The 19318-nt window shown below is 72.0% G+C and carries 14 protein-coding genes; 7 read left to right on the top strand and 7 right to left on the bottom strand.

Annotation, left to right across the window (positions count from 1 at the left end):
- The first annotated feature begins 45 nt into the window (after positions 1-45).
- Positions 46-1269 (top strand): hypothetical protein, encoded by a 1224-nt coding sequence (locus DN069_RS12725; RefSeq protein WP_133259900.1) that lies wholly within the window; start codon positions 46-48, stop codon positions 1267-1269.
- A 39-nt stretch (positions 1270-1308) separates the two neighbouring features.
- Positions 1309-2268, top strand: coding sequence for a serine/threonine dehydratase (locus DN069_RS12720; RefSeq protein WP_243639145.1), 960 nt, complete (start codon positions 1309-1311; stop codon positions 2266-2268).
- Positions 2269-2342: 74 nt separating this feature from the next.
- Here the strand turns inward: DN069_RS12720 and DN069_RS12715 are convergent, their stop codons facing one another.
- Complete coding sequence (locus DN069_RS12715) at positions 2343-3029, bottom strand: DUF998 domain-containing protein (RefSeq protein WP_111501053.1); 687 nt, start codon at positions 3027-3029, stop codon at positions 2343-2345.
- 256 nt (positions 3030-3285) lie between these two features.
- Between DN069_RS12715 and DN069_RS12710 the strand changes: the two genes are divergently transcribed.
- A complete protein-coding gene (locus DN069_RS12710) occupies positions 3286-3693 on the top strand; it encodes an SsgA family sporulation/cell division regulator (protein WP_111501052.1) in 408 nt (135 codons plus the stop codon).
- Positions 3694-3761: 68 nt separating this feature from the next.
- On the opposite strand, the gene DN069_RS12705 is transcribed toward DN069_RS12710, so the two are convergent.
- Positions 3762-4970, bottom strand: a complete 1209-nt coding sequence (locus tag DN069_RS12705) for a S53 family peptidase (RefSeq protein WP_111501051.1) — start codon at positions 4968-4970, stop codon at positions 3762-3764.
- Between the two features lie 226 nt (positions 4971-5196).
- Between DN069_RS12705 and DN069_RS12700 the strand changes: the two genes are divergently transcribed.
- From DN069_RS12700 to DN069_RS12690, 3 genes are all read left to right on the top strand, one after another.
- Positions 5197-7134 (top strand): glycoside hydrolase family 9 protein, encoded by a 1938-nt coding sequence (locus DN069_RS12700; RefSeq protein ID WP_111501050.1) that lies wholly within the window; start codon positions 5197-5199, stop codon positions 7132-7134.
- Positions 7135-7301: 167 nt separating this feature from the next.
- Complete coding sequence (locus tag DN069_RS12695; RefSeq protein WP_111501049.1) at positions 7302-7505, top strand: DUF6229 family protein; 204 nt, start codon at positions 7302-7304, stop codon at positions 7503-7505.
- A 94-nt stretch (positions 7506-7599) separates the two neighbouring features.
- Positions 7600-10434, top strand: a complete 2835-nt coding sequence (locus DN069_RS12690; protein ID WP_111501048.1) for a type 2 lanthipeptide synthetase LanM family protein — start codon at positions 7600-7602, stop codon at positions 10432-10434.
- 21 nt (positions 10435-10455) lie between these two features.
- On the opposite strand, the gene DN069_RS12685 is transcribed toward DN069_RS12690, so the two are convergent.
- From DN069_RS12685 to DN069_RS12665, 5 genes are all read right to left on the bottom strand, one after another.
- Positions 10456-12474, bottom strand: coding sequence for a glycosyl hydrolase family 28-related protein (locus DN069_RS12685; RefSeq protein WP_111501047.1), 2019 nt, complete (start codon positions 12472-12474; stop codon positions 10456-10458).
- Between the two features lie 149 nt (positions 12475-12623).
- On the bottom strand, positions 12624-14252 hold the full coding sequence (locus tag DN069_RS12680) for a glycoside hydrolase family 13 protein (RefSeq protein WP_207892136.1): 1629 nt from the start codon (positions 14250-14252) through the stop codon (positions 12624-12626).
- A 50-nt stretch (positions 14253-14302) separates the two neighbouring features.
- Complete coding sequence (locus DN069_RS12675) at positions 14303-15259, bottom strand: carbohydrate ABC transporter permease (RefSeq protein ID WP_111501046.1); 957 nt, start codon at positions 15257-15259, stop codon at positions 14303-14305.
- A 1-nt stretch (position 15260) separates the two neighbouring features.
- Complete coding sequence (locus tag DN069_RS12670) at positions 15261-16205, bottom strand: carbohydrate ABC transporter permease (protein WP_111501045.1); 945 nt, start codon at positions 16203-16205, stop codon at positions 15261-15263.
- 108 nt (positions 16206-16313) lie between these two features.
- Complete coding sequence (locus DN069_RS12665; protein ID WP_111501044.1) at positions 16314-17750, bottom strand: ABC transporter substrate-binding protein; 1437 nt, start codon at positions 17748-17750, stop codon at positions 16314-16316.
- Between the two features lie 239 nt (positions 17751-17989).
- On the opposite strand from DN069_RS12665, the gene DN069_RS12660 reads away from it, so the two are divergent.
- A complete protein-coding gene (locus DN069_RS12660; RefSeq protein ID WP_111501043.1) occupies positions 17990-18997 on the top strand; it encodes a LacI family DNA-binding transcriptional regulator in 1008 nt (335 codons plus the stop codon).
- Positions 18998-19318 lie beyond the last annotated feature (321 nt).

The raw sequence follows: 19318 nt of genomic DNA, 5'->3' as shown, positions 1-19318 counted from the left end.
GCTCATAGAGTGTGCGCGACCTGGACGGGGAGCTGGGCCGGAGCGATGACTGGGGACACCGTGCACACAGGACGACGAGGCCGGAAAGCGAGCGCGGCGGTGCTGGCCGCCGGGCTGCTCGCGATGGGCGGCGTGGCCGGGTGCTCCAGCGACCCCAAGCCGTCCGCGAAGCCCGCGCCCGCGCTGCGCCTCGACGCCGCGCAGGCGTCCGCCCTGGCCGTCGTCGACGACTACGAGCGCTCCGGCGCGGCGGTCAAGACCGGGCAGCCGAAGAAGGCCGACCCGGCCGGGCTCACCGCCTACGTCGCGAACGCGCAGGTCGCGGCCAGGATGCAGGGCGGCGGCGGAGTCGGCGCGCCCGTCGGCTGCGGCGCCGCCTCCGGCCGGACCGTGGTGGACGGCGCACTCGTCGGCACCCCGGTCGCGCACGGAAGCGCGGGCGGGATGGCCGTCCCGGTCAGCCTCTACGTCGGCACCCGCGCCGCCGCCCGGCTGACCCTCGACACGGACGCGGCCGGACGCGTCACCGACTTCTCCTGCGCCACCGCGGCCGACCCCGACCTGCCGGGCGGCGCGACCGTCGTCGGCTACTACGGCGGCGCGGCCGCCGCGTTCGGCGCCGCCGACGCCGACGCCGCCCTCGGGCGGCTGCGTCAGCAGTACCTCGACCCGGGCTTCGCCTCCTTCACCCGCCCCGGGCTGGACGGCGACCAGAGCACCTGCGCCGAGGACGGCTCGATCCCCTACTGGCACGCGGTCTACGCGCCCGGACGCACCGGCACCGGCGCCCAGTGGTACTTCTGGCCGGGCGGCAGCGGACAGGTCATCATGTCCGTGGCCGTGGACCGTTCCGCGCCCCGGGTGAGCTGGGTCTACTGCGTCGGCCAGCTGCAGCCGCAGCTCGCTCCCGCCGCCTACTCCGACGACCAGGTCCAGTCCTACGTCGGCGGTGTGCTCGACTCCTACGCCTACCTGCAGGCCCTCAAGCCCTACGGCGCCGACACCTCCGCGATCGCCGGCTACTTCACCTCCCCCGCGGCCTACCGCGACGCCCTCGCGGGGACGGGCGCGCAGCCGCTGGAGTGCGCCTCGAAGGCCGCGAGCAGCATGACCGCTGACGCCGTCTCCGTGACCGGCACCACCGCCGTGGTCACGCTCACCGCGAACCCGACCGCCCACGAACTCACGCCGGGCGAGACCGCGCTGGGCCACCCGAAGGTCACCCTGGACCTTAAGTCGATGAAGATCGTCTCGGTCTCCTGCGCGTGATCCCCTTCGGGCCGCGCCCGCGGCTGGTTGAATGACGGGGTGACCAGGCAGCTGATCGGACCCGAGGACGTCGAGGCCGCCGCGCGGCGGATCGAGGGGCGAGTGCGGCCCTTGGTGGTCACGCCGGCCGAGCCGGCGGCGCCGTTCGGCGCCGGCGCGGCGCGGCTGAGCTTCGCGCTGGAGTTCCTGCAGCACACCGGCACGTTCAAGGCACGGGGCGCGGCGAACCTCGCCGCGGTCCACCTGGCCGAGCACAGCATGCCCGAGGCGGGGATCACCATCGCCTCCGGCGGCAACGCCGGGCTCGCCTGCGCCTGGGCCGCGCTGGCCACCGGCACGCGGGCGACCGTGTTCGTCCCGGCCACGGCCCCGGCCGTCAAGGTCGCCAAGCTGCACGAGTACCGGGCCGACGTCCGGCTCGTCGGCACCGAGTACGCCCACGCGCTGGAGGCGTCGCAGGAGTTCGCGGAGAAGAGCGGCGCGCTGCTCTCACACGCCTACGACAACCCGTACATCGCGGCGGGCGCGGGCACGCTCGCGCTCGAACTGCTGCGCCAGGCACCGGACGTGGACACCGTCGTGGTCTCCGTCGGCGGCGGGGGCCTGTTCGCCGGGACGGCGGCGGCGCTGCTGGCGCGCGGGGTGCGCGTGGTCGCCGTCGAGCCGGAGCACTGCCGCGCGCTCAACGCCGCGCTGGAGGCCGGCGAGCCGGTCGACGTCGAGGTCGACTCCGTCGCGGCGGACGCGCTGGGCGCGCGCAGGATCTCACGGACCGCCTTCGAACTCGCCCGCGACCCGCTGGTCTCCAGCGTCCTCGTCCCGGACGCGGAGATCGTGGCGACCCGCCGGGCCCTGTGGCACGGCCGCCGCCTCGCCGTCGAGTCGGGCGCGGCCGCCGCCCTCGCCGCGCTCCGCGGCGGCGCCTACACCCCCGCCGCCGGCGAACACGTTGCTGTCGTCCTCTGCGGCGCCAACACCGACCCGTCCGACCTGGCCTGATCCGCGGTCCGGTCAGGCTGGGCAGAGACGCCCGTTCCCGACAACGGCCGTCCACGGAGCGGTCGTTCAGCGCTTCAGCGCCAGAGCGCCGCGACGCCCGACCGTCCGGTGGCTCGGGCCAGGTCGACGATCGCGTCGCTCTTGACGAACCAGGCCGCACCGAAGGCGAAGACGGAGAGGGACTCGCCCGCGAAGACGGGCGTCAGCGGGCCCACCCCGGAGAAGTGGAGCACGCCGGCCACCACGATGCCCACGATGCAGGCGGCGATGACGATCCCACAGACCAGGTAGATCCGGCGCCGCAGCGGACCGTCCGGCTCGGAGTCGTCGCGGAAGAGGCGGAGGCAGAAGAACGCGAGCGCGGTGAAGACCACGGCGGCGGAGACCGTGTGGAGCACCCCGAGCGCCTGCTGCTGCGCCGTCGGATGCGCGACCACGGACGCCGGGGGCTCCATCGGGCACAGCGCCACCACGACGGAGAAGCAGCCGGCGACGGAACTCCACACATCCTCACGGCGGTTGTGGCGGTAGCAGAGCAGGATCACCCCGATGGCACAGAGCCCGCCGACGAAGACGTTGCGCATGTGCGTGTAGTAGGACCCGCTCAGCGAGGCCAGCAGGCCGAGGTGCGCGGAGAGGATGCTGTTCCCGAGCGGCAGCACGATCGGCAACGCCAGCCCGATCACGCCGACGCCCAGCCGCAGCCGCTTGACGGTCGCGGTGTCCGGATCGGTCCGGACGGTCGCCTCGGCAGTCGCCATGCCCCACACCCCCTGAACCGGTCACGGTGCCCGTGGCGGGCGCCACTCGGCTCAGTGACGCCCTGTCACGGTCATACGCGCACAGTGACGACCTGTCAACGGAGCGCGTTGCTACCGGGCCCGTCGGTCCGGGGATCGTCCCCTGCGAGAGCGGGGCGGAAAAAAGTTCCCGGACTGCTGTAAGAGTCCGGATCCCGCCGACTCTCTCCTCGCGTGGCTGCTGCCGGCGGCGGCCCTGCGAGGAGGAGTGGGACGGATGACGACGCGCATCGCGCAGGACCTGATCGCGCACCAGGTGGTCTCGGCCGAGCGCAGCCGAGCGCTGGCGACCCGGCTGGAGTACCGCACCGCGGAGCCGTACGAGGTGCGGCTGGTGTTCCATGCCGACCGGCGCTCCCCGGTCACCTGGATCTTCGCCCGCGACCTGCTCGTGGACGGGCTGAGCCGACCCTCCGGGACCGGGGACGTACGGATCCGGCCGACCCTGGACGGCGGCCGGCACCTGCTCTCCGTGCTCCTGGTCGGCGAGGACGACCACGCGCTGATCGAGCTGCCGTCCGACGAGGTCGGGGCCTTCGTACTGCGGACCCTCCGCCTGGTCCCAAAAGGTGAGGAGGTGCAGCGGCTGGACTTCGACGCGCTCGCCATGCACCTGCCGGCCTGAAGCGGAAGCGGAAAGCCGAACGTCCGACCACCCCGAAGACGGGCGGCCGGACGATCAGTGCTGCGCGGTCAGCCGGTGAAGGCGGTCAGGCCGTTCGGCGTGCCGAGGCCCGTCGGGCCGTCGTAGCCGGTGCCGGCCGTGCACAGGTACGAGGGCGAGCAGCTCGCCGTCGCGCCGGTGGTGACGTCGTTCAGCGCGCTGCTGTGCGCGTACGCGTCGGCCGCCGGGACGGCCGCGCTGTGCGAGCCCGCATCGGCGTAGACGCCGGCGACGAGCGGGGCGGCGACCGAGGTGCCGCCGTAGACGGCCCAGCCGGAGCCGCCGTAGGTCTGGTACACCGCGACACCGGTGGCCGGGTCGGCCACCGCGGAGACGTCGGCGACGGTGCGCTGGGCGCAGCCGCTGTCGGTCTGCCAGGTGGGCTTGGGCTCGTAGGCGGAGCAGCCGGAGCCGGCACCCTCGGTGGAGCTGGTCGACCACACGCTCTCGCTCCAACCACGGGTGTTGGAGGCCTTGCTGAGCGAGGTGCCGCCGACGGCCGTCACGTTCGGGGAGGCGGCCGGGTACTCCACGCCGTAGCCCGAGTCGCCGGAGGAGACGGTGATGGGGACGCCGGGGTGGTTGAAGTAGGTGGAGTCGTAGCCGGTGTCGGCGGAGGACTCGGAGCCGCCGTAGCTGTTCGAGACCTCGGTCGCGCCGAGCTTGACGGCGGTGTTCACCGCGGTGCCGAGGTTGGTCATGCTCGCCGTCTTCGCCTCGACGAGGATGATGTGCGCGTTGGGCGCGATGGCGGAGACCATGTCGAGGTCGAGCGAGATCTCCCCGGCCCAGCCGGAGTTGCTGCTCGGCAGGGTGGAGCCGCCGTTCTGGCCGACGATCTTCAGGCAGCCACTGGCCGTGGTGCAGGCCGGGAGGCCGTACTGGGAGCGGTAGACCGCGAGGTCGGCCGCGGCGTTCGGGTCGTTGTAGGCGTCCACGATGGCGACGGTCTGACCGGCGCCCCCGTTCGCCGGGAGGTTGTAGGCGGAGTGCAGGTCGGAGGGGCCGAAGCCGGAGGGGGTGGCGTTCGGGGTGATGCCCATCGCGTGGACGTGCTCGGTGGTGTTGGTGACGTGCAGGGCGTTGCAGAAGACGTGACCGGGCGTCAGGTCGACGGCGCACGAGCGGGTCCAGGACGCGCTGTGGGTGGACGCGGCCTGGGCGGGTGCGGCGGCCACCAGGGCCGAGGCACCGAGGGCGACGGCAACGGCTGCGGTGGATATCGACGAGGTGCGCAACGTACTGCCTCCAGTGGGGAGTCGGGCAGAACTTCTGAACACCCTCTCAAGGGGTGTCAGTGGCGAGAACCGTATCTGCGGTGTCAGGGAGCTGACAAGAGTGATGCGGAAGATGAAACTTCGCGTTTACGCGAAGCCTTGACCCCTCGTCAGCAGCGCCCTACCTTCGGCGCGGTAAGGAAAGTTTCCTAACCATCTGAACCACCAGGACTCGAAGGAGCGGTCGATGCCCCTCCCCCACAGGCGTCGCACCACCACCGGGCTGGCCGCGCTGGTGGTCAGCGCCGCCGTCGCCACCGTGCCGCTCGGGCTCGGCGCGCCCGCCGCGCAGGCCGCGAGCACGGCACGCCTGCGTGTGGACCAGGCCGGCTTCCTGCCCGGCGAGGTCAAACAGGCCTACCTGATGACGGGTTCGGCCGTCTCCTCCGTCGCCTTCCACATCGTGGACACCGCCGGGGCGACCGTGCTGAGCGGCACCGTCGGCGGCGCGAGCCGCGGCGGGTGGAACAAGGCCTACCCGGACGTCTACCCGATCACCTTCTCCGGCCTGACCGCCCCCGGCAGCTACCGCCTCGTCGTCAGCGGCGGCGCCACCGCCACCTCCCCGGTCTTCCGGGTCGAGGCCGCCTCCTCGCTCTACGGCAAGCTGGTCGCCGACGGGGTCAGCTTCTTCCAGAACCAGCGCGACGGCGCCTCGGTGCTGCCCGGCCCGCTGAAGCGCCAGCCCTCGCACCCGAACGACGCGCACGCGAACGTCTACGCCTGGCCGGACTTCGCCGCCGGCGGCTCCGACACCATCACCGACAGCGACCTGAAGAAGATCGGCGGTCCGGTCGACGTCTCGGGCGGCTGGTTCGACGCGGGCGACTTCCTCAAGTTCACCCATACCGCCGCCTTCAGCGACACGCTGCTCCTCGCCTCCCAGCGCGCGCTCGGCCCCGCGGCGCCCGACGCGCTCGCCGCCGAGGCACACTACGGCGAGCAGTGGCTGAACAAGATGTGGAACCAGCAGACCAGGACGCTCTACCTGCAGGTCGGCATCGGCTCCGGCAACGCGGCCGGCACCTTCCACGGCGACCACGACCTGTGGCGGCTGCCGCAGCAGGACGACGGCGACACCACGACCGCGGACCGCTACGCCGCCACGCACCGGCCGGCTTTCGAAGCAGCCGCGCCCGGCAAGCCGATCAGCCCCAACGTGGTCGGCCGGGTCAGCGCCGCGTTCGCGCTGGCCGCGCAGGTGGACGCGCAGCGCGACCCGGCGCAGGCAGCCGCCGAGTACCAGGCGGCCACCTCGCTCTACGCGATGGCCGACACCAGCAACCCGCCCGCGACGCTGACGACCGCCCTGCCCAACGCCTACTACCCGGAGTCCACCTGGCACGACGACATGGAGCTGGGCGGCGCCGAGATCGCGCTCGCCGCACAGGCCCTCGGCCGGAGCGCGTCACCGTACCTGGCGCAGGCCGCCACCTGGGCCAAGGACTACCTCGCGGGCGACACCGGCGACACCTTCAACCTCTACGACACCTCCGCCCTCGCCCACGCCGACCTGCTCAAGGCGCTGGCCGCCGCGGGCGATCCGGCCGGACTGGCCGTCACCCCGGCCGCGCTGACCGCCGACCTGAAGCGCCAGGTCCGGGCCGGCGCGACCAAGGCCGGCGGCGACATCTTCCACGCGGGCGGCGACTACACGAACTTCGACGTCGACGCGCACACCTTCGGCTTCCTCACCATCGAGGCGCTCTACCGGCAGGCCACGGGCGACCGCTCCTACGAGGCCTTCGCCACCGAGCAGCGCGACTGGCTGCTCGGCGCGAACGCCTGGGGCACGAGCTTCATGGTCGGCGAGGGCAGCACCTTCCCCGACTGCATGCAGCACCAGGTGGCCAACCTGTCCGGCAGCACCGACGGCAAGGGCGCGCTCGACGTCGGCGGGGTCGTGAACGGGCCCAACAACCCGAGCAACTTCACGGGTGGGCTCGGCGGTTACCAGACCGGCATGGTCGCCTGCCCGCCCGGCGGCGCCGACCCGTTCAACGCCTTCACCGGACACGACAGCCGCTTCTCGGACGACGTCCGCTCCTGGCAGACCGACGAGCCGGCCCTGGACATGACCGGCTCCGCCGTCCTCGGCGCGGCGCTGCAGCAGTCCGTCCACTAGCCGCGAACACGGGCGGGCCCTTGGGCCGCGCGCCTGGGCCACGCGCCTGGCGCGCGGCGGCGGCGCGTACACCGTCATGAAGATGGCCGGTTCGCGCCTGCGGGCGCGGGGCTGCTTGCGGCGATGCTGAGCGCGTCCATCACCTTTCCTTCACAAGGAGGTTGCTCATGCCCAGTGCCGCCGCCGCCCACCCGGGCCGGATCGTCGACGCGTGGCTCGCGGGCGCGGAGACCGCGTTCGGCAAGGACAACCCGGCCGGCCCGCTGTTCGTCGGCGGGGGCGCGGCCGAGGCCGCGTTGACCGACAGCACGGACGCCCTGATGGCGTTCTGTTCCAGCCCCACCGGCTCGTACCACAGCTACTGCTGCTGAGCCGCTCCGGCCGCGCGCCCCTCGGGCGCGCGGCCCCCGGCGACTGTGTCAGGCACCGACCGGAACCCACCCGACAGCCCCGGGAGAGGACCCCATGGAGGAGGACTGGTTCGCCGCACCGGTGGCGACCCTGGCCGCGCCGCTGCTCGACCGCTTCGCGAAGGAGCTTCACGCCGTCGACGGGCTCGCCGCGCCGGAGCGCGCGGTCGTCCGGGAGGCGGCCACCCGCTCGGTCCTCGCGCTGTTGCAGGTGAAGCTCAACCGGGTGTTCCTCCTGGAACTGCAGGCCGCCTCGCTGGAGGGACGCCTCGGCGACGGTGAGCCACCCGAGCGCTGGCAGCAGTTCCTGACGCTGGCACGTACCCCCGACTACCTCGCCGAGCTGGCGGGCCGCTATCCGGTGCTGCACGAGCGCACGGACGCCGTCGCCGCCCGCCACCTGGACGCCGTCCTGGAGCTGGCCGCCCGCCTGGCGTCCGACCGGCCCGCGTTGGCCGCCCTCCTGGACGGCCGGGAGCCAGGACCCCTGCAGGGGCTGAGCCTTGGGGCGGGCGACCCCCACCGGGGCGGCCACGCCGTCGCGTTGCTGGATTTCGCCCACGGGCGCGTCGTCTACAAGCCCCGTCCGACCGAGGTCGACGCGGCGCTCGCCGCCTTCCTGGAGGAGGTCGGCACGGCGGACGGTGCGGGACCGGCGCTCCGAGTGCCGCGGACCCTGGTGCGGGCGGGTTACGGCTGGGCCGGCTTCGTCACCCACCGCTACTGCCGGGACAGTGCCGAACTCGCGCTCTTCTACCGCGCGTTGGGCCGTTGGTTGGCCGTCATGCGGCTGCTCGGCGGAACGGACCTGCACGCCGAGAACCTGATCGCGTGCGGTCCGGAGCCGGTGGTCGTGGACGCCGAGACGCTCTTCACCCCGGACCCGCCGACGCCGCCGAGCGGGCGCGGCGAGGCCGTCGACCTGGCCTACCGCCTGATCCGCGGGACGGTGCTGCGCACCGGCATCCTGCCGCTGCGCGCCGACGGCTACACGCTGGCCGGGGTCGACATCTCCGCCGCCGGCTCCCTGCCGGGTCAGAACCCGCGCATCCGCGTCCCGGTCATCGCCGACGCCGGCACGGACGCCGCGCGCCTCGCGGTGGACGTCGTCGACCTGCCGCGTACCGGCAACCATCCGAGCCCGGACCCGGTGTTGATCCACCACTGGGACCAGGTCGTCGCCGGTTTCCGCGACCAGACCGCGCACCTGGCCGCCCTCGACGCCGCCGGCGCGCTCGCCCCGGCGCTGGACCACTTCCACGGCACGGTGGTGCGTCTGCTGCGCCGCCCCACCCAGGCCTACGTCGAGATCGCCCGCATGCTCTGGCACCCCGCGTCGCTGCACGACCCGGCGGCCGCCCTCGAACGCGGTCGCGACATCATGCGCCGCAACGCCGCGGCGCTGCCCGGCGCGCCGGACGACCCGGCCACCGTGGACGCCGAGATCGCCGACCTGCTGCTGGGCGACATCCCCGTCTTCACCTTCACGGTGGACCGCACGCGGCTCGACGCGACGCTCGCCGACTGGCACTCAGCCGACCTGTGGCGGGAGGAGGACGTCATCCGCAGCGCCCTCGTCGGCGCGTACCTGAACGAACGCCAGCTCCCGGCCCGGGTCCAGGTGCCGACCCGCAAGCCGCACGGTGCCCGCCTGGACGCCCGGCGCCGCCGGATCGCGGCGGATGCCGTCGAGCGTCTGCTCCGGCACGCGGTCACCGGCGTGGACGGCACCACCACCTGGATCAGCCCGGTCCTGATGCGCGCGGGCTGGGCCATCCGCCCGCTGACCGCGGACCTCTACAGCGGGCAGGGCGGCGTGGTGCTGGCGCTGGCCCAGTACCGGGCCGAGGCCCGGGCCGGACGCGCCGACGAGGTGCCCGGCCTGGAACCCGCGCTGCGCGGCGCGCTCCGGGTCCTGGCCGCGACGGAGGAGCGCGTCCCCACCGCCGAGCTCGGCGGCTTCCTCGGCCTGGCCGGACAGGCGTGGACCTGGGCGGCCCTGCACGGTCTGGCCGACGATCCGGTGGTGCGGGCGGCCGACCCGCTGGAACGGGCCCGCGCCCGAGCCGCGCTGATCACCGCCGAGGCCCTCGCCGCCGACCAGGAGCTCGACGTGCTCACTGGCACGGCCGGCGTGATCGTCCCGCTCCTCGGCCTCACCGAGCTGACCGGCGAGGACCAATGGCTGGCCGCAGCCGCAGCGGCGGGAGCCCAGCTGGAACGAACCGTCCGTCACGACGAGCGGGGCGCGCGCTGGTCCACCCCGCTCACCCCGGAGGGCATCGGCGGCTTCGCGCACGGCTCCACGGGGATCGGCTGGGCGCTGTCCCGGCTCGCCGCCTCGCCTGCCGGTTCCGCCGCCGACCGGGCGCGTTGGTGCGCGCTCGCCGGGCAGGCCTTCGCCTTCGAGAGCTCGCTGTTCGACGACACCGCCGGCGCGTGGCAGGACGCGCGCGTCGGCAGTCAGACCGACTTCCCGACCGCCTGGTGCCACGGAAGCACGGGGATCGGCCTGGCCGCCGCCGATCTGTACCGGCGCGGCGGCGACGCGCACCAGTTGGAGACGGCCCGCCGTTCCCTGCCCGCGACGATGCGTGAGGGTTTCGGCTGGAGCCACACGCTCTGCCACGGCGACCTGGGCCTGCGCGAACTGCTGGCCACCCTGGCGGAGTTGCTCCCCGACTACGCGGGACCCGATCTCGTATGGGCGGACGCCGAGTTGCTCAGCGGGATCGAGGAACGCGGCCCGGTCGGCGGCATCGCCAAGGAGGCCTTCGCCCCGGGCCTGATGCCCGGCCTGGCCGGGGTCGTCACCGCGCTGCTGCGGATGCATCCGGACCACCGCGTCGTGTCGCCGTTGCTCCAGGACCTCACCGTGCCGACGCGGTGAGGCCCCAGGAGCGGAGCCGCCCTACTTCCAAGGACTGGGCGCGGGCGGCGGGACGACGGTGGGGCGGTCGGCGCAGGTGATGGTGTTCGGCAGCTCCCAGGGCGCCAGCCAGGCGCCGGTGGTGCCGCCGCCGGTGTTGCCACCGAGATCGGTGAGGCTGAACTCCGAGCCGGCCGAGGTGAAGTGGAACGACCCGCAGTTGTTCACCCCGACCGCGCCGACGTTCCGGGCCACCACGTCCTGGAAGGTGGCGCTCCCGGCCGCGCGGGCACTGACCACGTCCGTGCCGGTGCCATCCACCCGGATGTGGCTGAAGTGGACGTTGCTGATCGAGTACTGGTCCTTCACCCCCCAGTCCGAGACCAGCATGATCGCGTCGTAAGTGTTGTCGAGGAAGTCGTCCCCGGTCACCTGCACGTTCGCGTCGAGGCTGTGCTCAAGAGCGTAGAACCAGATCGCGCCCAGCCCGATCTTCCAGTTCAGCTCGAAGGTCCCGGCCCGCACGGTGGTGTTGTCCGCGACGGAGATCTGCCCGGCGAACGGCACCGCGCCGAAGCGGGTGCCGAGCTGGATCGCGCTGCCCTCCCGGATCGGGTCGGCGACCAGGTTGCCGGAGACGGTGAGGTCCGAACCGCCGTAGAGGGCGATGCCGTTGGCCAGCACCGGCGTCTGGACCGTGTTGTGGTCGATGACGTCGTGCGCGTCGGCGGCCGGCTGGGACCAGAGCGCGATCCCGTCGTCGCCGGTGTTGCGGACGAAGTTGTTCGCGATCAGGGAGTTCGTGACGCCGCCGTGGAAGTTGATGCCGTCGGCGATCTGGTCCGCGATCTGGTTGTTCTTGATGCGCAGGTTGTCCATCGGCCCGTCGAGCCAGATGCCCACTTTGGTGTGGTGGATGTAGAGGCCCTCGATCGAGGAGTCGCTCAGCGCGCCGCCGACCCCGTTGACCTGGTCGGTGTCGATCCGCTCGCGCACGTCGCCCTCGATGGCGAAGTCCCGCAGGTGCACGTCGTGGCTGCCGCCCGCCGAGGCGTCCTTGCCGTAGAAGCCGACCCCGGTGTGGACGGATCCGTCCGGAGCGGGGGTGGGCAGGGTCACCTGGTGGCCCTTGATGACGGTGTACCAGCTGCCGGCGCCCTGGATCGTCACGTGGTCCACGATGATGTGCCGGTTCACCTGGTACGTCCCCGGCGGCACCCACACCGTCCGCCCGGTGCGCTGCGCGGCGGCGACGGCCGCGTCGAAGGCGTCCGCGGAGTCCTTGACCCCGGTCGGGTCCGCGCCGAAGTCCCGGACGTCGAACGCGTGGTCCGGCGCGGGCAGCGGCGCCGGGACGTCCTGCGTGTCGAGCACGTCGATGGCCGTCGCCGCGGCCGGGCTCCCGGCCGGCACGGCGAGCCGGATCACGTCACCGGCCCGATAGCGGTGCCCGAGCAGCAGCCGCTGCTCGTCGTAGAAGTGGCTGGGCCGGAACGGGGTGGGGAACACCGGCGCGGGCGTGGTCTGGTCGGGCACGCAGCCGCACTCGGTGGTCCACCAGTCCGGGTGCAGCGGACCGGCGTTGGGGTCGTTGGTGAAGGGGTACTCGTTGTAGAGCCAGGCGTACTGGGAGGTCAGCGTCATCGTCTGCCGGTGGTGCCCGTTGACGGTGACGTCCAGCGGCGCGGTGATGCCACCGCCGTCCGGCGCGTCCGGGAGGCTGTAGCGGACGGTGATCGCATCGGTGTCGGCGGGCAGGGTGAACTCGACGTACTGTCCCGGCGCGAGCGACACGGCCTTGCGGCCGGTGGCCTCGGAGGCGAGGGTGTACGGCGTCGTGTCCGGCCCGATCACCGTCCCGTCGGTCCGCGCGTTGAAAGCGTTCTGCTCGGCGAATCCAAGGTTCGCACCTCGACCCCGCAGCAGGGACGGATCGATCCCGGCCTTGGTGACGACGGGCTGCGGTCCCTGCGCGGCAGCGTGAGCGGTGCCGATTCCCCCGCCGGCCGCGAGCAGGCCTACGGCGACGGCGAGGGAGAGTTGTCTCTTTCTGTGCGACATCGGGGTCCTTTCGGCAAAGATGCGGTTGCACTACCTAGGGGCGCGAGGAACTGCGCGACAAACCACCCAGTGCGGATGGATCTGCTCGCTCGGAGGCTCACCTCCTCGGTGGCTTGCCGGTCAGTTCTCCGCGCCCCTCCAGGGGTTGCTCAAACGCTCAGCCACACCGCCGTGTCCGGCGGCAGGTCCGTCTCACCGCGCAGCTCGTCGCTGGCCAGCAGCACGGTGCCGGCGAGCGGCAGCGGCACCGACTCGGTGGAGAGGTTCACCACGCAGGCGAAGCCCTCTCCCCTCCGGAAGGCCAGCACCCCCTCCGGTGTCCCCGCAAGCCAGGCGATGTCCCCATCGCCCAGCACTCGCCGCAGCCGCAGCGCCGACCGGTAGAGGGAGAGCATGGAGCCGGCGTCAGCCGCCTGCGCCTCGACCGTGTACTCCTTCCAGGCCTCCGGCTGCGGCAGCCACGGTTCACGGTGCGCGTCGGGTGCCGAGAACCCGAACGGCTGCTCGCTGCCGGCCCAGGGCAGCGGCACGCGGCAGCCGTCCCGCCCGGGGTCCGCCGGGTTCCGGCCCTTCCGTTCCCACATCGGGTCCTGCCGCAGTGCGTCGGGAATGTCCTCGACCTCCCACAGGCCCAGCTCCTCGCCCTGGTAGACGTAGACGGAGCCGGGCAGCGCCTGCGTCAGCAGGGCCGCCGCGCGGGCGCGGCGGGAGCCGCGGGCGAGGTCGACGGGACGGCCGTGCTGCCGGGCGTAGATCGCGAACGAGGTGTCCTCGCGGCCGTAGCGGGTGACGACGCGGTCCACGTCGTGGTTGGACAGCACCCAGGTGGGCGGCGCGCCGGCCTCCTGATGGAAGCGCAACGTGTCGTCGATGACGGCGCGCAGTCGCTCCGCGTCCCACGCACACTCCAGATAGAGGAAGTTGAAGACCGTGTGCATCTCGTCGGGACGCAGGTAGCGGGCCAGCCTTTCGGCGTCCGGCAGCCACACCTCGCCGATCAGCACCCGCGCGCCGTCGTAGGACTCGGCGACGCGCCGCCAGGACCGGTAGACGTCGTGCACCGCCTCCAGGTCGGTGAAGGCGCGCTCGTCGGGGTCCTGGACCGGCAGAGCCGCGTCCTTGACCAGCAGCGCGGCGGAGTCGATGCGGAAGCCGTCCGCGCCGCGGTCGAACCAGAAGCGCAGCACGCTCTCGAACTCGGCCCGCACGTCCTCGTGGTCCCAGTTGAAGTCGGGTTGCTCGGGCGCGAACAGGTGCAGGTACCACTCCCCCGGCGTGCCGTCCGGCTCGGTGATTCGGGTCCAGGTCGGGCCGCCGAAGAAGCCGTGCCACTCGGTCGGCGCCAGCTCGCCGTCCTCGCCCCGGCCCGGCCGGAACCAGAAGCGGGCTCGCTCGGGCGAGCCCGGTCCCGCCGCCAACGCGGCCTGGAACCAGGGGTTCTGGTCGCTGGTGTGGTTGGGCACGATGTCGATGACGACGCGGATGCCGAGCGCGTGGGCCCGGCGGATCAGCTCCTCGGCGTCGGCGAGCGAGCCGAAGAGCGGGTCGATGGCGCGGTAGTCGGCGACGTCGTAGCCGGCGTCGGCCTGCGGGGAGGCGTACCAGGGGTTGATCCAGATCGCGTCGACGCCGAGCTCGGCGAGGTAGGGCAGGCGCGTGAGCAGACCGGCCAGGTCGCCCACCCCGTCGCCGTCGCCGTCGGCGAAGCTGCGGGGGTAGATCTGGTAGATGGCGGCGTTCCGCCACCACGGGAGCTCGCGCTCTCCGGTTTCGGGCACGACGAACCTGCTTTCTTGTCCGACTGGGGAGGTCAGCTGTCGGGCGGGCGTCAGCCCTTGAGGCCACCCGCGGTGAGTCCGGCCATGATGTTGCGCTGGAAGACCAGGAACAGCGCGATGGTCGGGATGGACGCCAGGAAGAGCCCGGCGATCAGGGAGTTCTCCGGCATGGAGGTCGCCGCCGTATTGACACCGACGTTGAGCGTCTCGTGCGAGGGCACGGTGATCAGCGGCCACAGGAAGTCCTTCCAGACCGCGACGACGCCGAAGATGGAGACGACGCCGAGGATCGGCCGTGACAGCGGCAGCACCACGGACCAGAGCACGCGCAGCGGGCCGGCTCCGTCGATGGCCGCCGCGTCGAGCAGTTCGTTGGGGATCGAGTCGAAGAACCGCTTCAGCAGGAAGATGTTGAAGGCATTGGCCACCGTCGGCAGCCAGATCACCCACGGGGTGTCCTGCAGGTTCCAGTGCACCAGCGGGAGGTCGAGCACGGTCAGGTACTGCGGGATGACGAGCGCGGCGGCCGGGATCATCATCGACGCCAGCATCATGCCGAGGATCACGTTGCCGAGCGCCGGGCGCAGCTTGGACAGCGAGTAGGCCGCGGCCACGTCGAACAGGAGCTGGAGGAGCAGCGCGCCGCCGGCGTACACGACGGTGTTGAGCAGCAGCCCGCCCATGCCGAGCCGGGACCAGGCCTCGGTGAAGGCGTGGGTGGCGGGGTGGGTCGGGAAGAGCGTGGGCGGGGTGCGCACCAGCTCCTGGGAGGACTTGAAGCCGCCGGTGGCCATCCAGTACAGGGGCCCGACGAAGGCGACGGTCGTGACCAGCAGGACCAGCGCCAGCACGATCCGGTAGACGAGCCGCCCGCGCGGCTGGCTCAGCCGGACCGGGGAGATGAGCGTGCGGGTCGCGCCGGAGCGGGCGGCGACCGCGTCGCGGGCGGGCTTCGGTCGCCTCGGGGCGACGAGGGTACGGGTGGGGCCGGACTGTGCCGTCGTCATGTCAGGCCTCCCGTCCGCGGCGTTCCACCCACAGGTAGACCGCCGAGAAGCAGCCCAGCACCAGCAGCATGATCACGCCGAGCGCGGCCGCGGTGTTGAACTTGTCGTAGTTGAACGCGTAGTTGTAGAGCAGGTAGACCACGGTGGTGGTCGATCCCTCCGGTCCGCCGCCGGTGAGCACGAAGGACTCGGTGAACATCTGCATGGTGGCGACCACCTGCAGCATCAGCATCAGCGAGAGGATCAGCCGGGTCTGCGGCACGGTGACGTGCCAGATCCGCTGCCACAGGTTGGCGCCGTCCAGCTCGGCGGCCTCGTAGAGCTCGCCGGGGATGCCCTGCAGGGCGGCCAGGTAGACCAGGGTGGCGCTGCCCATGTTCCCCCAGGTGGAGACGAGCACCAGCGAGGGCATCGCGGTGTTCTTCGACGCCAGCCAGGACGAGGTGGGCAGGTGCAGCGCGTGCAGGATCTGGTTGAACAGGCCGTAGCCCGGGTCCATGAAGTACTTGAAGAGCAGGATCCCGGCCACCGGCGGCAGCATCACCGGCAGGTAGACCAGGACCCGCAAATAGCCCTGCGCGTGCCGGCACTCGTTGATGACGATCGCCGCCGCGAACGGCGCCGCGAACCCGAAGAACAGGGCGACGCCGGTGAACTCCAGCGTGTTGCGCCAGGCCGACCAGAACTCCGGATCGGCGGTGATCTGCCGGTAGTTGGCTAGACCGACCCACTGCGTCTCGCCGTAGTGGAGCCGCTGGAACGACATGACGATCTCGCGGATCATCGGGTACCAGGTGAACAGGACGAAGCAGAGCAGCGCGCCGACCAGAAAGGCGTGGGCGCGCAGGTTGCGCAGCAACGTGCGGCGCAGGGCCGCGAGTTGGCCGCGCGAACCAGCGCGAGTCGCGTCGACGCGGCCGGGGCCGCGGGTCAGCGTGACAGCCATGGGTGCTCCAAGTCGAGGGATCGGCTCGTCAAGGTGTCGGCCACCCGGCCGGACCGCAGCGGGGTTGGGGCGGTCCGGCCGGGCGACACGTCACTGGTTGGCCAGGCGTCACTGATTCGCGAGAATCTGGTTGGCCTGGGTCTCCGCGGTGGACAGCACCTGGTCGAGGTTGGCGTTCGGGTCGGTCATCGCGGCCGACATCGCCGAGTCGAGGACCTTGTAGAGCTGCTGGGCCGCCGGGGGCTCGTCGACGCTGCTGGTCGGGTTGTTGACGTAGGGGTCGTAGTTGGAGAGCGGCAGGTTGCCGTTGGTCTTCAGCGACGTCGTGATCTGGTTGATCTGCGGCGAGCTGGTGGCCCAGAAGTACGGCTCCGGGATGGAGATCGCGACGGGGTCCTTGCTGGAGGCGGCGAGCGTCGCGGCGCGGGAGAAGTTGAACTGCCCCGCGTCCGGGGTCAGGTACTCGAAGTCGATCCAGGCGATCTCGGCCTTGATCTGGTTCGGGGTCTGGCCCTTCTTGAAGTAGTAGAGGTCGCCGCCGCCGAGGCTGTTGCCGGGCCCGGTCGCGCCGGGCATCGGGCCGATGCCGAAGGCGTTCTTGTCCGCGCCGAGCACCTCGATCAGGTGCTTGACCACGTCCGGCGCGCCGATGAACATGCCGACCTTGCCGGTGGCCAGCGGCGGGAAGGCGTCGGCCCACTGGGTGACCGGGGTGGCGCCGATGCTGTGGTCGGTGAACCGCATGTCGTGCAGCCGCTGCAGGACCTGCTTGCCCTGCGGTGAGTTGAACGCGGCCTTGGTGCCGTCGGGGCTCACCATCTTGCCGCCGAGGCTGTAGAGCTCGGAGGTGAAGTGCCAGCCGCCGGTGTTGCCGCCGCTGTAGTCCTCGTAGCCGGAGATCCCGTTGCCGAGCGCGGCGATCTTCTTGGCGTCGGCCTGCAGCTGGTCCCAGGTGGTGGGCGGTTGGTCCGGGTTGAGCCCGGCCTTCTTGAACAGGTCGCGGTTGTAGACCAGCCCGGTGGAGTAGTAGTTGATCGGCAGCGCGTAGGCCTTGCCGTCGACGCCCAGGTTCTGCTTCACGCTCGGCAGCATGGTCGAGTAGCCGGGCACGGTCTGGTCGTTGAGGTAGGCGCTGATGTCCGCGGCGTCACCGGAGTTGAGGGTCTGCCCCTGGTCGGTGAAGTACGCGTGGAACGCGCCGGTCTCGTCGTGCGCCTTGTACTCGGCGGTCTGCTGCGCCGGCACCTCGCACTGGCCCACGTAGGGCTTGGCGTTGACGGTGACGTTGGGGTACTTGACCTTGAACAGGGCCAGGTCGTCGGCGTAGTTCGCCTTGCCCGCGGCCTGGTCGGCGCCCGGAGCGCAGTCGATGGAGATGGTGACGGTCGCGTTCGGGTCGAGCGGCTTCCCGTCGGCCGCGCCGTCGGCGGCGTTGTTGCCGCCCCCGTTCCCGGACGAGCCGCTGCTCCCGCAGGCGGCGGTGCCCAGACACAACCCTGCCGCGAGTGCGATGGCGGCGAACTTGCGCGATCTGTTCAGCATCATGCGTGCCCCATGGTCGAAGAGACGTGGTGGATGGGGGAAAGTCGGTGTGTGAGGAACGTAGGCTGCCCCGCCACGTTACGCAAGACTGAGACGCAACATTGCAAAGTCACGACTTTGTTTCGGTCATTCACGACGGGCACAGGAGTCACTTGGCCCTCGCAGGCGGTCTGGCCTGCGGATTTGCAAACTGGTCGCGACTTCTTGCAATGACTTGCCGGATCCTGCTCTACTCTTTCGCCATGAAGAGCAGACTCGCCGAGGTGGCGCAGAAGGTCGGAGTCAGCGAAGCCACGGTGAGCCGCGTGCTCAACGGCCGGCCCGGCGTCTCGGAGGGCACCCGCAACGCGGTCCTGGCCGCGCTCGACGTGCTCGGCTACGAGCGCCCCAGCCAACTGCGCGGCGAGCGCGCCCGGTTGATCGGCCTGGTGCTGCCGGAACTGCAGAACCCGATCTTCCCGGCGGTCGCCGAGGTCGTCGGCGGCGCGCTCGCGCAGCGCGGCTTCACTCCCGTCCTGTGCACCCGCACCGCGGGCGGCCTGTCCGAGGCCGACTACGTCAACATGCTGCTGGACCAGCAGGTTTCGGGTGTCGTCTTCGCCGGTGGCCACTTCGCCGAGGCCGACGCCCCGCACGAGCACTACGCGCGGCTGCGTGACCGAGGCATCCCGGTGGTGCTCTTCAACGCCGCCGTGGACCACCTCGGCTTCCCGCAGGTCTCCACGGACGACACCGTCGCCGTCGAGCAGGCCTTCGCACACCTCGCGGCGCTCGGCCACGAGCGGATCGGCATGATCGTCGGCCCCGAGGACCACATCCCGTCCCAGCGCAAGCTCGCGTCCTTCGCCGCGCAGTGCGAGCGCGCGGGCCGCGAGGTCCGGCCGGACCAGATCGCCCACGCGCTCTTCGCCCTCGAGGGCGGCCACGCCGCGGCCAGCCGCATGCTGCGCGCCGGCGTCACCGGCATCATCTGCGGCAGCGACCCCCTCGCCCTCGGCGCGATCCGCGCGGCGCGCCGGGCCGGCCTGTCCGTCCCGGGCGACGTCTCGGTCGTCGGCTTCGACGACTCGGCCTTCATGAACTGCACGGAGCCGCCGCTCACGACGGTCCGTCAACCCATCGAGGCCCTCGGCCGGGCGGCGGTCGCCCTCCTGGTCAACCAGATCGAGGGCGCGACCGTGGCGGCCGAGGAACTGCTGTTCGAGCCGGAGCTCGTGGTCCGCGGCTCGACGGGGCCCGCCAGGGGTTAGTCGCACCATCCAGGGGCGCGGGGCGCTACCTGCGCGGCGGAGCCGCGCAGGTAGCGCCCCGCGCCCCTTGGCGTGCTGCCACATCCATTGACTGCATGCGCTCACGTCTGTAACTTCCTGGCGAAGCTCTGGAAATCAGCGACAAGTTCGCGGAAAACCACAGCCACCGCGAGGGAGCCCGGGTCAGGGCGCGGCTCGCCTCGGCGTCCGACGCACAGGAACCGAGGGACGATGAACCACGCACGAACACGCGCGCCGGCGCTTCTCGCCGTGCTCGCCACGCTCTGCGCACTACTGCTCGGCACCACCGTCACTCCCGCC

Origin of the sequence: Streptacidiphilus pinicola (assembly GCF_003258295.1) — a bacterium.
Classification (GTDB): domain Bacteria; phylum Actinomycetota; class Actinomycetes; order Streptomycetales; family Streptomycetaceae; genus Streptacidiphilus; species Streptacidiphilus pinicola.
The sequence above is the reverse complement of the archived record's forward strand: the minus strand, read 5'-3'. Positions and strand labels throughout refer to the sequence as shown.

Bases quoted from the DNA above. Each gene is read 5' to 3' on its own strand.
- DN069_RS12725 (WP_133259900.1), top strand. From the start codon at position 46: ATGACTGGGGACACCGTGCACACAGGACGACGAGGCCGGAAAGCGAGC.
- DN069_RS12715 (WP_111501053.1), bottom strand. From the start codon at position 3,029: ATGGCGACTGCCGAGGCGACCGTCCGGACCGATCCGGACACCGCGACC.
- DN069_RS12710 (WP_111501052.1), top strand. From the start codon at position 3,286: ATGACGACGCGCATCGCGCAGGACCTGATCGCGCACCAGGTGGTCTCG.
- DN069_RS12700 (WP_111501050.1), top strand. From the start codon at position 5,197: ATGCCCCTCCCCCACAGGCGTCGCACCACCACCGGGCTGGCCGCGCTG.
- DN069_RS12695 (WP_111501049.1), top strand. From the start codon at position 7,302: ATGCCCAGTGCCGCCGCCGCCCACCCGGGCCGGATCGTCGACGCGTGG.
- DN069_RS12690 (WP_111501048.1), top strand. From the start codon at position 7,600: ATGGAGGAGGACTGGTTCGCCGCACCGGTGGCGACCCTGGCCGCGCCG.
- DN069_RS12685 (WP_111501047.1), bottom strand. From the start codon at position 12,474: ATGTCGCACAGAAAGAGACAACTCTCCCTCGCCGTCGCCGTAGGCCTG.
- DN069_RS12675 (WP_111501046.1), bottom strand. From the start codon at position 15,259: ATGACGACGGCACAGTCCGGCCCCACCCGTACCCTCGTCGCCCCGAGG.
- DN069_RS12670 (WP_111501045.1), bottom strand. From the start codon at position 16,205: ATGGCTGTCACGCTGACCCGCGGCCCCGGCCGCGTCGACGCGACTCGC.
- DN069_RS12665 (WP_111501044.1), bottom strand. From the start codon at position 17,750: ATGATGCTGAACAGATCGCGCAAGTTCGCCGCCATCGCACTCGCGGCA.
- DN069_RS12660 (WP_111501043.1), top strand. From the start codon at position 17,990: ATGAAGAGCAGACTCGCCGAGGTGGCGCAGAAGGTCGGAGTCAGCGAA.